The following is a 16,468-nucleotide window of genomic DNA, read 5'->3' on the forward strand; positions in this document are numbered from 1 at the left end:
CGCGGCATGACCTTGTTCCGCGCACCGTTCATCTGGACACCGCAGCAGCCGATCGCCGAGAATTGGTTGCTTGCCACGCGGGACCTGCCGGCACGGGATGACGGCAAGAACCGCTGGTTCCTGTTCCGCGCCGAAGTCGAGCTCGACGCACCACCGGCCACGGCCCCGACCCATATCACGGTCGACGGACGCTATATCCTCTACGTCAACGGCGAAGAGCAAGGACGAGGCCCGGTGCGGTGCAGCCCGCTCGCGCAGCGTTACGATACTCACGACATCGCGCCCGCGCTCCGCCCGGGGCGCAATGTCGTGGCGGTGCTGGTCCATACCTATGGCGTCGACACCGCTTTTTACGAAGGGGTGCGCGGGCTGTGGCAGCCAGTGTTCGGCGACGGCGGGCTATGGGTCGAAGGACCGGTCATCGACACCAGCCAGCCCTGGCGCTGCATCCAGTCGATCGCCTGGGTCCAGGATGTGGCGCAGGCCAATCACAGCCTGGGCTTCATCGAGGCGCTCGATGCCAATGAACTGCCGGCCGATTGGGCGGCATTGGGTTTTGACGATACGGGCTGGGACCTTGCCCGCCCGCTGATTGCCGGCGGCGGCGGCCCGGAGTCGCTGTACCAGGGCATGACCATCCGACCCTTTCCCATCCTGTTGCCGCGCGGGATCCCCAAGCTGCGCGAATTCCCGACCCATGCGCAGCGCATCCGCTGGATCAGGGGCCAGCGCCCCCGGCCCGATCTGCCGCTGCACAAGCGGCTCTATGAGGAAACGCTTGTGCCCGCGCCGCGCGACGCCGCGCACCGGGTCGAGGATCTGCTGGGCGATGGCGAGGCATCGACCATGATCCGCACCACCGACAGCATCGACACCACCTTCACGCTCGATTTCGGCCGGATCTTCTCGGGCCATCCCTTTTTCGAGATCGAGGCGCAGGGCGGGGAAGTGATCGAGATCGCCTGTGCCGAACGGCTGCCGGGCGAATGGTTCGGCGATGTTGTCGAGGACGCGCGGATCGAGCCCCGGCCCTATATCGGCACCGACGCCCATCTGTGCAGCTACACTGCCCGCCCCGGGCGGCAACGCTTCCAGCGCTTCGAATGGTGCGCCGTCCGCTATATGCATGTCGTGGTGCGCAACGCGCCCGCCGGCCTTGCCATCCGCCGGCTGGGCGCGATCGAGACGCATTACCCGGTCGAGGAGCAGGGCCGCTTCTCCTGCTCCGACCCGGTGCTGACCCGGCTCTGGGCCGCCGGCGCCTATACGCTCAAGCAATGCATGCACGACGCCTGGGAGGATTGCCCGAGCCGCGAGCAGCGCCAATGGCTCGGCGATGTGACGGTCGAGAACCTCGCGGCACATGCCGCATTTGGCAGTTCGGCATCCGCACTGACCGCCAAATATCTGATCCAGGCAGCGGAGAGCCAGCGGCCCGACGGCCTGACCCAGATGTTCGCACCCGGTGACCATGGCCATAATGCGCGGCTGATCCCGGATTGGACGCTGCAATGGATTCTCTGCGCCGCCGATTATTGGCAACTCACCGGTGACCTGGCGACGATCGAGCAGATCTGGCCGTCGATCCGCAAGGCGCTTGGCTGGTTCGAGCGGGTCGCCGGATCGCACGGACTGGTGGTCGACATGCCCTATTGGCATTTCATGGACTGGGCCGGGCTTGGCCGCGAGCATCAGGCGCTGGCGCTCAACGCGCAGCTGGCCGGCGCCTATCGTGCCGCCGCGACGATCAGTGCTGCGCTGGAGGATCAGCGCGTCGCCCGCCTCTATCTCTGCCGGGCGCGCACCATCGCGACCAGGCTCGATGCCGGGCATTGGGACCAGCGGCGCGGCACCTGGGTCGATATGGTCGATCCGCGGAGCGGCGCGCAGATCAAGCGAACCTCGCAGCATGGCATCGCCGCGCTTGCCTTATGGGGCGATGCCGTGCCCGAGCGGATCGCGCGCGCGCTCGATTGGGCGACCGACCCGAACCGCGAAACCGTGACGCCGGCACCGCCGGTCGTCCCCCATGGCACCCCGCTCGACGAGGAACATGGGGTGGTGGTGGCCAACACCTTCTACAGCCATTTCGTCAATGAAGCGCTGGCCCGGCATGGCCGCGGCGGCACCGCGCTCGACAATATCCGGCGGCGATTTGGGCCGATGATCGAGGCCGGTTCCTCCACCTTATGGGAGGCGATCACGCCCTGGGCGAGCCTGTGCCACGGCTTTTCCGCCTCGCCGACGCATTTTCTGTCCCGTCATGTGCTCGGCGTCGCCCCGGCTGAGCCCGGCTTTGCCCGCGCCCGCGTGACGCCCAATCTGTTCGATCTCGAGAGCGCCGAGGGCGTGGTACCGGCCGGTGCGGCGGGGATTGCGGTCGAGTTGCGCCGCGAGCCGGACGGCTTCAGCGCCGTGATCCGGGCGGGCTCCATTCCCTTCGACGTGACGCCGCCGCGTGGGTTCAGGCTGCAGTCGCTCAACGATCGTGACGGCGCTACCCATGCGCTGTTCGCCAGGCTGAACAAATGATGCGGAGACACGCGATGGGCAGTATGGCCAGCCAGACCGACGCAGCAGCGGCACGCGCGCACCGGCTGCCGCTCAGGCACAGGCTCGGCTTTGCCGTCGGCGGGCTGGTCGACGGCACCGCCCTGCACCCGCTCAACATCTTCCTGCTCTTCTATCTGACCAGCGTTGCCGGGATGGCCCCCGGCCTGGCCGGTGCGGCAATCGCGGCGGGCCTGGTGGTGGACGCGGTCGCCGACCCGCTGATCGGATCGATCTCCGATCATTGCCGGTCGCGGCTCGGCCGCCGGTTGCCGTTCATGCTCGGGTCGCTGCTGCCGATCGCGCTGAGCCTGATCCTGCTCTTCTCGCTGCCCGCCTCGCTCGGCGGCATCGCCCTGTTCGCCTGGGTCGCGCTCCTCTCGGTGGCGCTGCGCGTCTCCGTGTCGCTGTTCCTGTTGCCCGTGACCGCGCTCGGCGCCGAGCTCACCGACGATTATCGCGAGCGTTCCACATTGATGACGCTGCGCTGGTTCTTCTTCATGTCGGGCGGCATGGCCGGGCTGCTGCTCGGCTTTGGCCTGTTCTTCGCCGGACCCGACGGGCTGATGGCGCGCGGGCAGTACACGCCCTTCGCGATCACGCTGTCGCTGATCATCATCGGCGGCGGGCTGGTGGCGTGCCGCACGGCGCTGGCGACGCGCGGCCGGGAACATCCGCCCACCGCCGAGGCGCATTCCATCGCGGCTTTTTTCCGGGAACTCGCCGAGTGCCTGCGTAACCCGTCGTTCCGCATCGTGCTGGCGACCAACATCCTCTTCTTCGTCGGTTTCGGGGTCAACAGTGTGCTCGGGATTCACGCCAATACCCTGTTCTGGAGACTGACCGGCGGGCAGACCCAGGCCGTCACCATGGCATTGTTCTTCGGCCTGTTCCTCGGAGCCCCGCTTGGCGGTGTGCTGCTCGCGCGGCTGGAGAAGCGCACGGTGCTGGCGCTGGGTATTTCGGTGCTGCTGGCATGCCAGTCCGCCCCGGTGCTGCTGCGGCTAGCCGGGCTGCTCCCGTTCGAGGGCGGCACGCTCGCGACCGCCCTGACGCTGTTCGCGCTGATGATGGGCATGTTCATGGGCGCGGCCGGGATCGCGATGAACGCGATGGGACCGGACGTCGCCGACCAGCACGACGTATTGTTCGGCACCCGGCGCGAAGGCCTGTTCGCGGCGGGCAATGCCTTTGCCAACAAGGCCGCATCGGCCGGCGGGACGCTGGTCGCCGGCCTGCTGCTCGGTTTCATCGCCTTGCCGAAGGGCAGTCATTTGAGTGCGGGCGATGTGCCGGAGCGCAGCCTGCACCTGCTCGGCCTGGTCTATGGTCCCGGCGCCGCGTTGTTTTCGCTGCTGGCGGTGATCACGATCCTGCAATACCGCATCGACCGCGCGGCCCATGCCCGCAACATCGCCGTGCTGAACGACCGGCGACGGGCCCTGGACGCGGCGGCTTGATCGTCACAGACCGATGACGGTTTCCGGTGTGGGTCCGGGCCCGATCGATGGTCGGCCGGGCGGGAACGATGCGAGTCGCGCATCCCTGAATCGCTGTTTTTCCGCTGTTCCTGGCAAATAAAAAAAGCCACCCCTGTTATGTTGGATTTGGAGCGCGAATTTCCGCCGAAAGCTGCCGTTCACCCAGCAATGATTGATCGTCTGCAATTGGGTGGAAGGCCGTCAATACCATCGATCATGCGTTCAGCGCCGAACTTATGGGAGAAACGCATCCCCAGGCCATCGCGGTCATCGGAGCAGGTTCAATCGGCCACCCGAACGAAAAGGCCGCCCCTTGCGGGACGGCCCATGCATCAGCGGTACGAAACCTTATCGCCCTATATCAGGCGTCCGCGCCGACATAGCGCGACCATTCCTCCTGATATCGCTGCGTGATCATTGCCTGATCTGCCGCCGGCGCCTTTTCCGACAGCTCGATGAACCACGTCCCCTCTTCCTCGTACATGTGGTGCGCGACCGCGCCGCGGATGTGTTCGAGCTTGTCGTCGAAATCCTGGCTCATCGGATCGAGCTTCTCGAGCATGGCCATCTGCATCTTCACCATCACCTGCTCGTTATAGCCCATCGTGGCATGGCCTTTCTCGCCCCCCTCGCCGAGGCCGGGATAGATCACAGCTTCCTCGGCGATCGCATGGCCCGTCAGGATCACGCCAAGATGCTTAAGCGCTGCGGTGCGCGAAGCTGCGTCACTCGCCGCCTTGGTCGCGGCGAACGCATCCTCGAGCAGCACATGGTGATCAAGGATCATGGAGAACCATCCGCCCGGCACCGCAACGGCCTGCGCGTTGGTGCGCGCTTCCAGCCGCGCCTCGTCGCTTTCCGGGGGCGTGACGGCGGCGATCACTTGGTCGAGCACAGACATGGGATTCTCCTATTGGCGAAAAAAGATTTGTTTTTCAAATAGTAGAACCATCGCTCTGCAGGTAATGTTCCTCGCTCCAGACGCTGTGACAGGTATATTTCGCTAACATACGGCAAGATCGCACCCCTCAGGCACGATCAGAGGTCGAACGGAGTCGTGACGCTCTGGCAATGCACGAGAGCGCGGCCCCAGACCTTATTCGACAACCGGCGACGAGAGTGCAGCCTGAAGGCAATGCAGCTCTATGCCGAAAAGTCAGGGTTAAGATGTCAGCTTTCCCGGCCCTGAGACTGAAGCCGCCGATCCGCTGTCGGCCATTTTGCGACAATGGGCGCTTGGCTCGCTCGTCGATGAACTTGGTCGTCGCGACTTTTGGGCAGGTTTCGGGCCGCCCCGACGGCTATCGTCTTGAACGCGGGATGCTCACCCCGATTTGAGGGCGGGCGCCGCGCCGTCCTTACTCCAAATGATGCGCGGTTCGAAATCGATCGGGCGCTGGGAGGTTTGCGCCGGATAGCCGATGGTGAACGCGGCCAGCGGTTCGAAGCCGTCCGCTATACCGAGCTCGGCCTGCACCCCTTTGTCGGCGAGCCACAGGTTCGGCGAGCCGACCCAGCAGGTGCCGAGGCCGCGGGCATGGGCCGCGACCGTGAGCAACTGGCCAGCGCGGGTGCATTCCTCGAGCGCCAGCGGATTGCCGATCCGGCCCGTAATCAGGATTACCGTCGGTGCATTATAAAAGACTGAGAAAGCGGGATCGTCGGCCCAGCGATAGCCGTCGCGATCGGCGCGGTTGTCGCGCGCAAAGCGCAGCGCGCGCTCACCATAGCCCGCGACCCGCTCACGACCTTCGATCACATTGAACACCCAAGGTTCGGGGCGGCTCATCGGCGTCCATGGGGCATGGGCCGCATCGCAAACGATTTCGGCGATCAGCGCCCGATCGACGGGGCGGGACAGATAGTCGCGCACCGAGCGGCGCGTCCGAATAGCCTCGATGGCTTCCATAATATTTCCTTCGCGCCGTTGGTGGGTTCGGAGAGCCTGACGGGGTCATTTCGCCATGGCACTCACCCTCGACCGATCTTCAGGAAACTTCAGCTTCGCGCCAAGGGCGCCCCCGCGGTTCCGCTCTATCCAGTTCGCCATTTTAGCCGAGCACCTGAGGCGGCGGTTCGCGTAACGTTACACGCTTCGGTGTCCGGTCTGATATTCCAGCACGAAGATCTTAACGCCTTATATTGGTCGTGAGTAGCCATAGCGCGTGGTCCCGCGAAACGTCCGCTTCTGCGGTTTTCGTGCCAAAAGCTGAAGTTCCGTAATCGGCCCAATTCCCGTCATCCACAGAGCATCTCGTTTACACCGAGAAGTGCTACGGTTCGAATGTCTGCTTTCGCCATGGTTCCGCTGAAAGCCGCCTGCCCACAAACAGGCATTCCAAAAATGCGCACGGAACGGCCTTTCTACCACTCCCGGATGCCCAGCCGAAGCGTCGCTCTGTGAACTCAAGCCCTACCCACCCACACGCTCCCGCTCGGCATTCACATGCCCGAACAACTCCATCAGATACGCCACGCTCGCCTCGGTCTCGGCATCCTCGCCCTGCACCAGCTGCGTGATGGCGAGCCCGCGAAACGCCGCGACGAACACGCGCATGGCCACGGCGAGATTGGCCGGGGGCTCAATGCCCAGTTCGGCATAATAGCCCCTGAGCCCGCTCAGCACGCGGTGCTCGATATTGCTTTCGGCGGTGCGCAGCTTCGTGCTGAGATCGGGATCGGCGCGTGCCGCCAGCAGAATCTCGTCGACGGCGATGCCCGGCTCCCGCAACATGCCCGACAGGACATGGCGCGGCAGTTCCTTCAGATAGGCCTCGGTCCCGATCCGCTGGCGCGTCTCCTCGATCAGCCGCCGTTCCTCGAGATGGACCGCATCGCGCACCGCCACCATCAGGTCGGTCTTGCTGGCGAAATGATATGAAATGATACCGCGGCTGACCCCGGCCTCCTTCGCCACCACGGCGATGGTCACCGCGCTATAGCCCATGCGGTACAGGCAGCTGATCGTCGCGTCGAGAATGCGCCGCCGCGTATCGGCAGTTCGGTCCTCCTGCTTGCGGCGGACGGGCTTGGGAGCGGCAGAGGACGAGGAGGGCATGCGTTTCGCTTGGAGCCTGATGATGAGAGGGCCGATCAATCACCGGCACGTAAGCACACCGATCATCCAGATGCCAATAGTTAGGCGGCCCGGCGCCTGGCCGCGCGGTCCCGTCAGACGCTCTGGATCAGACGGTCTGAGTCACTTTCGCCAGATAGGGCGGCGTATCGGGATCAAGGCCGCGCGCAAGGGCGAGGCGATTGGCCATGGCGTAGAAACTTTCCAGCGCCAGGATCGGCTCGATCGCCGGATGGTCCGGCAATGCGGGCAGCACCCCCGGTTCCACGCTGTCCGCGACCAACACCTGTGCGCTGCGCGTCGCCAGTTCGGCCGCCACTTGGCGCACCGACGCCCCGCTCTCGTCCGAGGTCGCCAGCGCGATCACCGGAAAGCCGCGCTTCACGATCGCCATCGGGCCATGCCGCACCTCGGCGGCGCTGAATGCCTCGGCATGGAGCGCGCAGGTCTCCTTCAGCTTCAGGGCCATTTCCTGCGCCACGCCGAACCCGCATCCGCGGCCGATCACGAACAGCGACCCGGCAGCGGCGAGCGCGGCGACGCCGGGCGACCAGTCGAGCGCAAAGGCGCGGTCGAGTTGCCCGGGCAAGCGGTCGAGCGCGTCGGACAGCGCAGCATCACCGGTCCAGGCGGCGACGATCGCCGCCAGCCCGGCCATCGAGACGATGCAGGTCTTGGTCGCGGCGACCGACCGTTCGGGGCCGGCGTGCAGCGGCAAAAGCATGTCGGCGATCAGCGCCAGCGGCGAGGTGATGTCGTTGACCAGGGCCACGACCAGCGCGCCCGCCTCCTGCTGCGCCTGCACGCTGGCGAGCAGATCGGGGCTGCGGCCGGATTGCGAGATGGCGATCACCACCGCGCCGCGCACATTGTCGAACCGCGCCTGATAAAGTGAGGCGATCGACGGCGCCAATGACGTGACCGGCACGCGCGCGCGCGATTCGAGCAGATATTTGCCATAGGTCGCGGCGTGATCGGACGAGCCGCGCGCGCAGGTCATCACCACGGTCGGCGGTGCGCGGCGCAACTGATCGCCCAGCGCGGCGAGCCGGGTGCGATTGGCGTCGAGGAAGCGGGCGACGGCGGCACCGGCCTCTGCCGCCTCGCGGTGCATCAGCGTCGCGGACGCGGCGGCGGAGGGGAGCGATTCCATAATATCCTCTCAGCCCTGCGCCGCAGCTTTTTTGGTGCGCGAGATGGTGGCGTTGTCGACCAGCGGGCGGGCGCGCAGGCCGACCCAGAAGATATAGGCCAGGGTGACGATGGTCAGCAGCATGGCGCTGCGCAGCCCGACATGATCGCCGATCAGGCCGATCACCAGCGGGCCGATCGCGCCACCGACGATCCCTGAACACAGGATGCCGGAAAAGGCGCCGTGATGCTCCTTCACCGAATTGAGCGCGAGCGCGAACACGGTCGAGAACATCACCGACAGGAAAAAGCCCGAGGCGGCGAAGGCCAGGATCGAGACCTGCGCCGTGCCGAACAACGCCGCCAGCACCGTGGCGATCGCGGCCAGCGCAAAGGCGCGCAGGATCCGCCGGGCATCGAACAGCTTGAGCAGGCCGAGCCCGACCGCACAGCCCAGCGCCATCAGGCCCCAGAAGCGCCCGACCGCCGCCGCGCCGTCACTGAGCGGCGAATAGCCGTGATAGGTGGCGAGGAACTGGCTCATCCAGTTGGCGAGACCCTGTTCGGTCGCGACATAGGCGGCGATCCCGGCAAAGAAGAACCAGGTGGTGCGCTGACGCGCGAGCAGCTTATAGCTGCCCCAGCCGCCGGCGCGTTCATCGGCCGCCAGTTCCACTTTCGGCATCGGCATGATCGCGGTCAGCAACAGCGCGACCAGGAACAATGCGGCGAACAGCCAGTAGAAGAGCAGCCAGGCGAGGTTGGCCGGCGCCAGCGCGAACAGGCCCTGCCCCGGCGTCGCCGCGGCGTGCGCCATCAGCACGGAAAAGGCATAGGGGCTGACGAAGGACGCCAGGCCGAAGACCAGCTGCGCCAGCACCGAGTAGAAAGCGAAATGGCTGTCGCCGCCGGCGGTGCGCATCAGCGGATTGATCACCACCTGAAGCATCGCCATGCCGATGCCGATCACGAACAGGGCGAGCAGCGCCATGGCATAGCCGGGGAACAGCGCGAGCAGCATCGCGCCGGCCAGGTTGATGGTCAGCGCGACCAGCATGCTGGTCTTCGCGCCGGCGCGCTCGATCAGCAGCCCGGCGGGGATCGACGCGATCGCATAGGCCAGGAAAAAGGCGAAGGGCAGCACCCCGGCCCAGCCCAGGCTCAGCTTGAAATCGGCAATCACCGTCGGCAACATCGGGCCGATGATGTTGGTGACGAACGAGATCACGAACCAGATTACCAGGATGAAGATAACGATCGCGCCGTCGCGCCCGGCACGGCGTGCCGCTGGGCCGCTGCCCGGCGTCACCGCGCGGCACTCGCGACGGCGGCGGTCCGCTCGGGCGCGATGATATTGGCCAGCATCCCCGGCGCGATCGCCTCGCGCGGGAAATGCGCGATGATGGTGGAGGCGCCGACGCATCCCGCGCTCAGCGCCGCCTCAAGCGGCAGGCCGTTCTGGAGCGCCGCGAGGAAGGCGGCGTTGAAGCTGTCGCCCGCGCCGACCGTGTCGAATGCCGACACTGCCGGGGCGGTGCCGCGGAACAGGTGCCCGTCCTGCGCCGCCACCGCACCGCGCGCGCCCATCTTGGCGACGGCGATGCCGCCCGGCGCCATGCGGCCGGCGAGATCGGTCAGGGCATGGTCGATATCGGCATGCCCGCTCAATCCGGGAATTTCGATTTCATTGAGCAGCAGCACATCGCAATGCGGCAGCCACGCCGTCACTTCAGCGCGAATCTCCGGCGTCCAGCCTTCGGTCGGCCAGCCCGTATCGACCGCGACCCGATAGCCTTGCTGCCGCAGCACCCGCAGCGTCTCGCCATAAGCGGCGCGCAATCGCGGCATCAGGAACAGCCCGGTCAACAGTGCAATGTCCCCGGGCCGGGCCGGGTCGATCACCGGCAGCAACCCGGCCCAGTCGATCGATTCAAGATGGCCGCGCGTGGTCAGGAAACTTCGTTCGCCGTCGCTCTGGATAAAGGCCACGCTCAACGTCGTCGCCGTCCCGGTAAAGGTGAGCCGTGTTTCGATCCCGTCGAGCTTGTCGACGATCCAGCGGCCGAGATCGTCATTACCGACCGCGCCCACCAACTGGCAGACATGGCCGAGATGCCGCGCCGCGAGTGCGGCATTGGCGGCCGAGAAGCCGGCGCGCATTTCCATCCGGTCGACCAGTGCCTCGGTTCCGGGGGAGGGCCAGCGATCGACCGGCCCCATGATGAGATCCAGACCAATGTCGCCGATGATGAGCAGCTTTGTCACATTCCTCCTGCGGGACGCTATTGCCGGGTATCGCAGGGATGCTACGCCGTCAGCTGCAGGGCGTCAACAAACAGCTACTGGATGGAAATAATATGACGGCCAAAGGGGATGCGGCATCAGGCCTGGGCGCAACGCAGCAAGCGGGCGCAGCCTATAATCGCCGCGTCGTGCTCGACCTGATTCGTCGCGAGGGCCAGGCGTCGCGTAAGCTGATCGGCAATCGCGTCGGCCTCAGCCCCCAGGCGGTGGCCAATATCACGCTGGAGCTGGAGGAGCTTGGCCTGATCGTTTCGCGCCGCGTGACCGGGCGCAAGATCCGCGGACAGCCGCCGATCAATTTCGCGATCAATCCGGAAGGCGGCGACGCAATCGGCTTCAGCCTTGAATCGCAGCGTATGTCGGCTGCCCTGGTCAATCTGGTCGGCGATGTACTGACGCGCGAGGAACAGCAAATCGACATGCGCGATCCCGGCCGCGTCATTGACGCGATGATCGGCATGGCCGGACGGCTGTCGGCGTTCGCACGCGACCCTGCCCGGGTGTGGGGGATCGGCGTCGCCCTGCCGGGACCGTTCGATGTACCGGGGATGAGCTTTGTCGGCCCGACCGCGTTCGAGGGCTGGCAGGACCTCGCCCCGCTCGACGGGCTGCAGCAGGCGACCGGCCTGCCGGTCTTCTACAATACCGACAGCGTCGCGGGGGCGCTGGGCGAGCTACTGTTCGGCGTGGCGCAGCCGCTGGGCAGCTTTTTCTACCTCCATCTTGGCATTGGCCTTGGCGGGACGTTGCTGGTCGAGCGCAGCGTCTATCGCGGCGCCGCGGGCAATGCGACGGAGATCGGCCATACGCCGATCGTGCGTCACGGCCGTGCCTGTTATTGCGGCGCGCAAGGCTGTCTCGAGCGCTATCTCTCGCTCCATGCGCTGTCCGAATATATGCACGGTGCCACGGCGCCCGAGCTCGGCAGCGCCGCGATTGCCGATCTGATCGCCGCCGATGATTCGCATCTCGACGCCTGGTGCGAGGCGGCCGGCCCCTATCTGCGCGACGCGATCGGCATGATCGAAAACCTGCTGGATCCGGAGGCCATCGTCCTGGGTGGCACGGCCCCGCGGCGATTGCTCGAAAAGCTGCTCGCCCGGGCGCTGCCGCTGCGCCCCTCGGTCCGGCAGGGCAGCGCGACTCGCATCCTCCTCTCCAATCAGGACGGCGCCAGCGCGCTGATGGGCGCGGCGGTGTTGCCGATCTACGAGCTCCTCTCCCCCCGGCTGCACAGCACCGCCGCGTCTGTCGTCAACCACCCTGCGCAAATCGCCCTTTCCGCCGATTAATATAACATCCAGTGGAGATATTATTGACAAGGAGCCGATTTCCAATAGTCTCCGCCCGGTAAGTCGCAGTGCGGCAATTGCTCGCGACCGAAATAGGGGACATGGAATGACGCGGATTCGGACCGGCTCACACGCGCTTCTGGCGACGATTTCGGCGATCGCTTTCACCGCACCGCTGGCCGCGCAACAGACGCCGCCGGCCGAAACCCAGGACAGCGCCACCAGCACCAGCGATGCGAATCAGGTCGGGGACATCATCGTCACTGCCTCCAAGCGCGAGACCACCCTGCTGCGCACGCCGGTGGCGGTCACGGCACTGGGCCAGGCATCGCTTGACGCCAAGGGCATCCTCTCGGTGCGCGACCTGAAGGGCAATGTGCCCAATCTGCAGATCGGCACCGGCGCTGACTCAGGCAGCGCGATTGCGCTGCGCGGCGTGGTCTCCACCGACACCACCGAAGTGGCCGAAAGCGCCGTCGCGCTGCATCTCGACGGCGTCTATATGCCGCGGTCGCAAAGCGCCCTGTCGCTGATGTACGATGTCGACCGGGTCGAAGTGCTGCGCGGTCCGCAGGGCACGCTGTTCGGGATGAACTCGCCGGGCGGTGCGATCAACATCATCCCGTCCAAGCCTGAATTCGGCGAATGGTCGGGCAAGGCCGAAGTCGCGATGGGCAATTATAATTCGCGCGAGCTTCGCGGCGTCATCAATCTCGGCCTGACCGATCGCTTCGCCATTCGCATCTCCGGCATGTACAACCGGCATGACGGCTATCTCGACCTGCAGGAACAGGATTTCACGGATCTGGCCTATCCGTCGAGCGGGATCGTCAAGGACGGCATTCCCGACGTCGACCAGCGCCGCAACCGCAAGGTCAGGCCGAAGGACTGGTACAACAATGCCAATGAATATGGCGTACGCGCCATCGCCCGCTGGCAGCCGGTCGACGGGTGGGAGATCACCGGTACCGCACAGCATTATGTCGATATCGGCGCGGGCGATATCGACTTTGTCGACTGCAAGCAGGCGGCCGGCACCGTCAATGCGTGCGACCATCCGCTGCGCTACGCCAAGGTCAATGTGCCTGGGTCGAAGCGGATGGTGATTGACGATTTCCTGGTCAAGGTGACCGGCGACCTGACCGACACGATCAGCATCGAATATCGCGGCGGTTACCAGGACGAGCGGCGGCGACAGATCACCGATCTCGACGGCGGCGCGCATCCGGCGACGCAGTGGTCGTCGATCGGCGCACCGGCCACGCCGGAAGCGGCGCTGACGCAATATTATCCGGTGTGGGACGAGACCACGATCACCAATTACAGCCGCTATCGCAGCCTGACCAATGAACTGCAGATCAAGTCGCGCGGCAGCGGCCCGCTGCAATATGTCTTCGGCGCGTTCGTGCTGCACGAGAACAAGCGGATCCGCTACGACGACGAGATTGCGGAGAGCAAAACCTATAATGACACCGGTGATCCGGCGAGCCCGGACAATTTCTATATCGACGGCCTGCCCAACACCTTCGTGTATAATCAGGCGAAGCGCACCACAACATCCCGGGCGCTGTTCGGCCAGGTCGACTGGCGGGTCATTCCCAAGATCGGGCTGACCGCCGGGTATCGCTACAGCTGGGACAAGAAGGCCGATATCGGCGGCGTCACCTATGGCTATGACGGTGCGGTCGGCGATCAGATCGGCTGGTATAACGGCCTGTACACGCCGCCCTTCGCCGGTGGGCCGCCGGGCATACGGGCGCACCAGTCGAACAATCTCGGCAACAATATGGGATCAGGCGTCCCGCCCGGCGTCGCCTTGCCGGCGGTCGGTCCACCGTCCAACGAACGGCGCCAGTGGCGCAACGGCAGCCTGCACCTCGGCGCGCAATATTATGCCGATGCGGCGACGATGCTCTATGCCTCAGTTTCGACCGGCTACAAGATGGGCGGCTTTTACGAGCAGTTCGACACCTGCAACCATGGCTGCCTCGAACTGCTGCAATATGATCCCGAAAAGGTCATCTCGTACGAGGTCGGCTACAAGGGCAAGCTGTTCGACAACCATCTGCAGCTGTCGCTGACCGCGTTCCTGACCAATTATCGCAACATGCAGCAGACCGGCGAGGAAGTGGTCGGGATTGACCAGGCGCCCGACAGCAACACGTTCGGCCGTCCGATCTCCACTTATACCACGGTCAACCTCACCAATGCGCAGATCAAGGGCATCGAGGCGGAGTTCACCGCCACCCCGTGGCGCGGCGGCACGTTGAGCGGGTTCGCCACCTATCTCCACGCACGGGTCACCAAGAGCGGCCTGTATGTCGACGGCTATGCCCGGGCGGAGCGCGCGATCTATGGCCAGACCGACTTCGATGCCGACGGCACCACCAGCCTGCTCGGCAAAACGCTGCCCTATGCACCGGCCTTCTCGGCCTCGCTCAATTACCGGCACGATATCGATGTGGCGGGCGGCTATCGCCTGTCGCCCTATGCCTCGGTGCGCTATCAGACCAAGATGTGGCTCGACATCCTGAATTATTCCGGGGCGCATCTCGCGCAATATCAGGTGGCCTATGCCAAGATCGACGCCAATATGCGGCTGACCGCGCCCAATGACCGCTTCTTCGTCGAAGTGTTTGGCGAGAACCTGACCGACGTCGCAACCAAGAGCTTCGACAACCAGGCCTATGGCCGCGTCCGCGCTTATTATGACGCGCCGCGCACCTGGGGCATTCGTGCGGGAACCAAGTTTTGATGCGCAGCACCGCATTGTTCGCCCTGGCCATCGCGCTCGTTCCGGCGAGCACGATCGCCGCTGGCCCGGCGGCCCGGACTTATCCAACGCCGCGAGCGCCGGAGCCGAAGATCGATATCCATGTCAATCGCGTGGCGATCGACAGCAACAGCTCGAAATCGGCAATCATCGAGATCGACCAGCCCAAGGCGGAGGCCAGCTTCACCGTGCTGCGCGACGGGCGCGCCGTGCTCACCAGGGCGCTGAAGCCGCTACCCGCCTTCGATGCCTGGGGTTATAACCGGCATTATTATCTCGCCGATTTCAGCACACTGACCGAACCGGGCGAGTATATGCTGCGCGTCAATCTCGGCCCGTACAAGCAGGAGACGTCGGCGATCCGGGTCGGCCCCAATGCCCAGTTCGAGACGCTGGCCGGCGCGGTACTCGATTATTTCAAACAGAGCCGCTGGCCCGATGAAGGCGATGGCCGCCGCCGGTTGTTCGGCAGTGGCCGCTTCGTCGATGTGCGGGGCGGCTGGCAGGATGCCGGCGGCGACACCGGCAAATATCTGTCGCACCTGTCCTATGCCAATTACTTCAACCCGCAACAGGCCGGGTTCGCCGCCTGGGCACTGGCGCGCGCGCATGAGGCCGCGCCCGGGCGTTTCGCCGCCGCGGGGCTTGATGCCAAGCTGATCGACGAGAGTTTCTGGGGCGCGGACTTTCTGCACCGCCTGCTGTCGCCCGAGGGCTTTTTCTACATGACGGTGTTCGACGGCTGGGGTCATGTCGGCGCCGAGCGCCAGGTGGTCGGCTATGTCGGCGAGCGCGGCGAGTTCACCAAGGATTACCAGGCCGGCATGCGCGAAGGAGCCGGCGTCGCGATCGCCGCACTTGCCCGCGCCGCGCGGTTGGCGCGCGAGACCAAGCGCCACGGCGCATTCGACGCGGACACCTATCTCGCCGATGCGCGGCGCGGCTTTGCGCATCTTGAGGCCAATAATCTGCGTTATCTCGACGATCATCGCGAGAATATCATCGACGACTATTGCGCACTGCTCGCCGCGGTCGAATTGTTCAAGACGACGCGCGAGGACGCCTATCTCAAGGCCGCGAGCGCACGCGCGACGCATCTCGCCGACCGGCTGACGGAACAGGGCTGGTGGCGCAGCGACGATGGTACTCGCCCCTTCTATCATGCGGCCGATGCCGGCCTGCCGATCCTGGCGCTGAGCGAGTATCTGGGCGTTGCGCCCGACACGCAAAAGGAGCGGATCAAGGCGGTGATCGCGCGCGCGATCGATGCCCAGCAGGTGCTCGACCATGAGGTCGAGAATGTCTTCGACTATCCCCGGCAGATATTCCGCACCTCGATCAACAACCAGTCGGGCCCGATCACGGCGGGCTTCTTCATGCCGCACGCCAATGAAACCGGCTATTGGTGGCAGGGCGAAGATGCCCGGCTCGCCTCGCTTGCTGCAGCCACGACGCTTGGCGCGCGCGCCATCGGACGGACCGGCGAGACCTTCGGCATCGCACCGGAGCTGGCGACATCAGTGCAGCACCGGTTCGACTGGATCCTTGGCCGCAACCCCTATGATGTCAGCATGGTCTATGGCTTTGGCGGGCGGAACCCAAATTTTTCCGGCAGCGGGGGTCATATGCTGGTCGGCGGCATTTCCAACGGCATCACCGGGGGCGTCGGTGCGGACGATGGCGCCGGCATCGATTTCGCGGCCGGCCCGGATTCGGAGAATTGGCGCTGGAACGAGCAATGGATCCCGCACGACGCCTGGATGCTGCTCGCGCTGTCCGTCACTGCGACTGAGTAGATCCGCAAGCAGGTGAGCACCGGCCCAAAACCGAAACCGTGCAATTCCGATTAGCGGATTGCGGT

At 65.3% G+C, this 16,468-nt stretch carries 11 protein-coding genes; 5 read left to right on the plus strand and 6 right to left on the minus strand.

Annotation, left to right across the window (positions count from 1 at the left end; genetic code table 11):
* Positions 1-6: 6 nt before the first annotated feature.
* Both ACRECS_RS00610 and ACRECS_RS00615 read left to right on the plus strand, forming a co-directional pair.
* Entirely contained in the window at positions 7-2,532 is a 2,526-nt protein-coding gene (locus ACRECS_RS00610) for a hypothetical protein (RefSeq protein WP_431581012.1), read from the plus strand.
* A 14-nt stretch (positions 2,533-2,546) separates the two neighbouring features.
* Positions 2,547-4,010, plus strand: coding sequence for an MFS transporter (locus tag ACRECS_RS00615; RefSeq protein WP_431581013.1), 1,464 nt, complete (start codon positions 2,547-2,549; stop codon positions 4,008-4,010).
* Between the two features lie 382 nt (positions 4,011-4,392).
* Here the strand turns inward: ACRECS_RS00615 and ACRECS_RS00620 are convergent, their stop codons facing one another.
* From ACRECS_RS00620 to ACRECS_RS00645, 6 genes are all read right to left on the minus strand, one after another.
* Complete coding sequence (locus ACRECS_RS00620; RefSeq protein ID WP_431581014.1) at positions 4,393-4,932, minus strand: hemerythrin domain-containing protein; 540 nt, start codon at positions 4,930-4,932, stop codon at positions 4,393-4,395.
* Between the two features lie 423 nt (positions 4,933-5,355).
* Positions 5,356-5,940 carry a nitroreductase family protein gene (locus ACRECS_RS00625; protein WP_431581015.1) on the minus strand — a complete coding sequence of 195 codons (585 nt, stop codon included), beginning with the start codon at positions 5,938-5,940 and terminating at the stop codon, positions 5,356-5,358.
* Between the two features lie 504 nt (positions 5,941-6,444).
* Positions 6,445-7,089 carry a TetR/AcrR family transcriptional regulator gene (locus ACRECS_RS00630; RefSeq protein ID WP_431581016.1) on the minus strand — a complete coding sequence of 215 codons (645 nt, stop codon included), beginning with the start codon at positions 7,087-7,089 and terminating at the stop codon, positions 6,445-6,447.
* A gap of 127 nt (positions 7,090-7,216) precedes the next feature.
* Positions 7,217-8,260, minus strand: a complete 1,044-nt coding sequence (locus ACRECS_RS00635) for an SIS domain-containing protein (protein ID WP_431581017.1) — start codon at positions 8,258-8,260, stop codon at positions 7,217-7,219.
* A gap of 9 nt (positions 8,261-8,269) precedes the next feature.
* Positions 8,270-9,547 carry an MFS transporter gene (locus ACRECS_RS00640; protein WP_431581018.1) on the minus strand — a complete coding sequence of 426 codons (1,278 nt, stop codon included), beginning with the start codon at positions 9,545-9,547 and terminating at the stop codon, positions 8,270-8,272.
* Positions 9,544-10,503: a carbohydrate kinase family protein gene (locus ACRECS_RS00645; protein WP_431581019.1), complete on the minus strand. Its 960-nt coding sequence runs from the start codon at positions 10,501-10,503 to the stop codon at positions 9,544-9,546. The genes ACRECS_RS00640 and ACRECS_RS00645 overlap by 4 nt, the downstream gene beginning before the upstream one ends.
* Before the next feature lie 92 nt (positions 10,504-10,595).
* Between ACRECS_RS00645 and ACRECS_RS00650 the strand changes: the two genes are divergently transcribed.
* The 3 genes from ACRECS_RS00650 (at position 10,596) to ACRECS_RS00660 (ending at position 16,403) form a co-directional block, all read left to right on the plus strand.
* Positions 10,596-11,834: an ROK family transcriptional regulator gene (locus tag ACRECS_RS00650; protein ID WP_431581020.1), complete on the plus strand. Its 1,239-nt coding sequence runs from the start codon at positions 10,596-10,598 to the stop codon at positions 11,832-11,834.
* A 106-nt stretch (positions 11,835-11,940) separates the two neighbouring features.
* Positions 11,941-14,589 (plus strand): TonB-dependent receptor, encoded by a 2,649-nt coding sequence (locus ACRECS_RS00655; RefSeq protein ID WP_431581021.1) that lies wholly within the window; start codon positions 11,941-11,943, stop codon positions 14,587-14,589.
* The gene (locus ACRECS_RS00660; RefSeq protein WP_431581022.1) at positions 14,589-16,403 is read left to right on the plus strand and encodes a glycoside hydrolase family 9 protein; all 1,815 of its coding nucleotides are present in this window, start codon (positions 14,589-14,591) and stop codon (positions 16,401-16,403) included. Before ACRECS_RS00655 ends, ACRECS_RS00660 begins: the two co-directional genes overlap by 1 nt.
* Positions 16,404-16,468: the final 65 nt, after the last annotated feature.

Origin of the sequence: Sphingomonas sp. (assembly GCF_050725575.1) — a bacterium.
GTDB lineage: Bacteria > Pseudomonadota > Alphaproteobacteria > Sphingomonadales > Sphingomonadaceae > Sphingomonas.

Coding starts and splice junctions, on each gene's coding strand:
- ACRECS_RS00610 (WP_431581012.1), top strand. CDS start 7: ATGACCTTGTTCCGCGCACCGTTCATCTGGACACCGCAGCAGCCGATC.
- ACRECS_RS00615 (WP_431581013.1), top strand. CDS start 2,547: ATGGGCAGTATGGCCAGCCAGACCGACGCAGCAGCGGCACGCGCGCAC.
- ACRECS_RS00620 (WP_431581014.1), bottom strand. CDS start 4,932: ATGTCTGTGCTCGACCAAGTGATCGCCGCCGTCACGCCCCCGGAAAGC.
- ACRECS_RS00625 (WP_431581015.1), bottom strand. CDS start 5,940: ATGGAAGCCATCGAGGCTATTCGGACGCGCCGCTCGGTGCGCGACTAT.
- ACRECS_RS00630 (WP_431581016.1), bottom strand. CDS start 7,089: ATGCCCTCCTCGTCCTCTGCCGCTCCCAAGCCCGTCCGCCGCAAGCAG.
- ACRECS_RS00635 (WP_431581017.1), bottom strand. CDS start 8,260: ATGGAATCGCTCCCCTCCGCCGCCGCGTCCGCGACGCTGATGCACCGC.
- ACRECS_RS00650 (WP_431581020.1), top strand. CDS start 10,596: ATGACGGCCAAAGGGGATGCGGCATCAGGCCTGGGCGCAACGCAGCAA.
- ACRECS_RS00655 (WP_431581021.1), top strand. CDS start 11,941: ATGACGCGGATTCGGACCGGCTCACACGCGCTTCTGGCGACGATTTCG.
- ACRECS_RS00660 (WP_431581022.1), top strand. CDS start 14,589: ATGCGCAGCACCGCATTGTTCGCCCTGGCCATCGCGCTCGTTCCGGCG.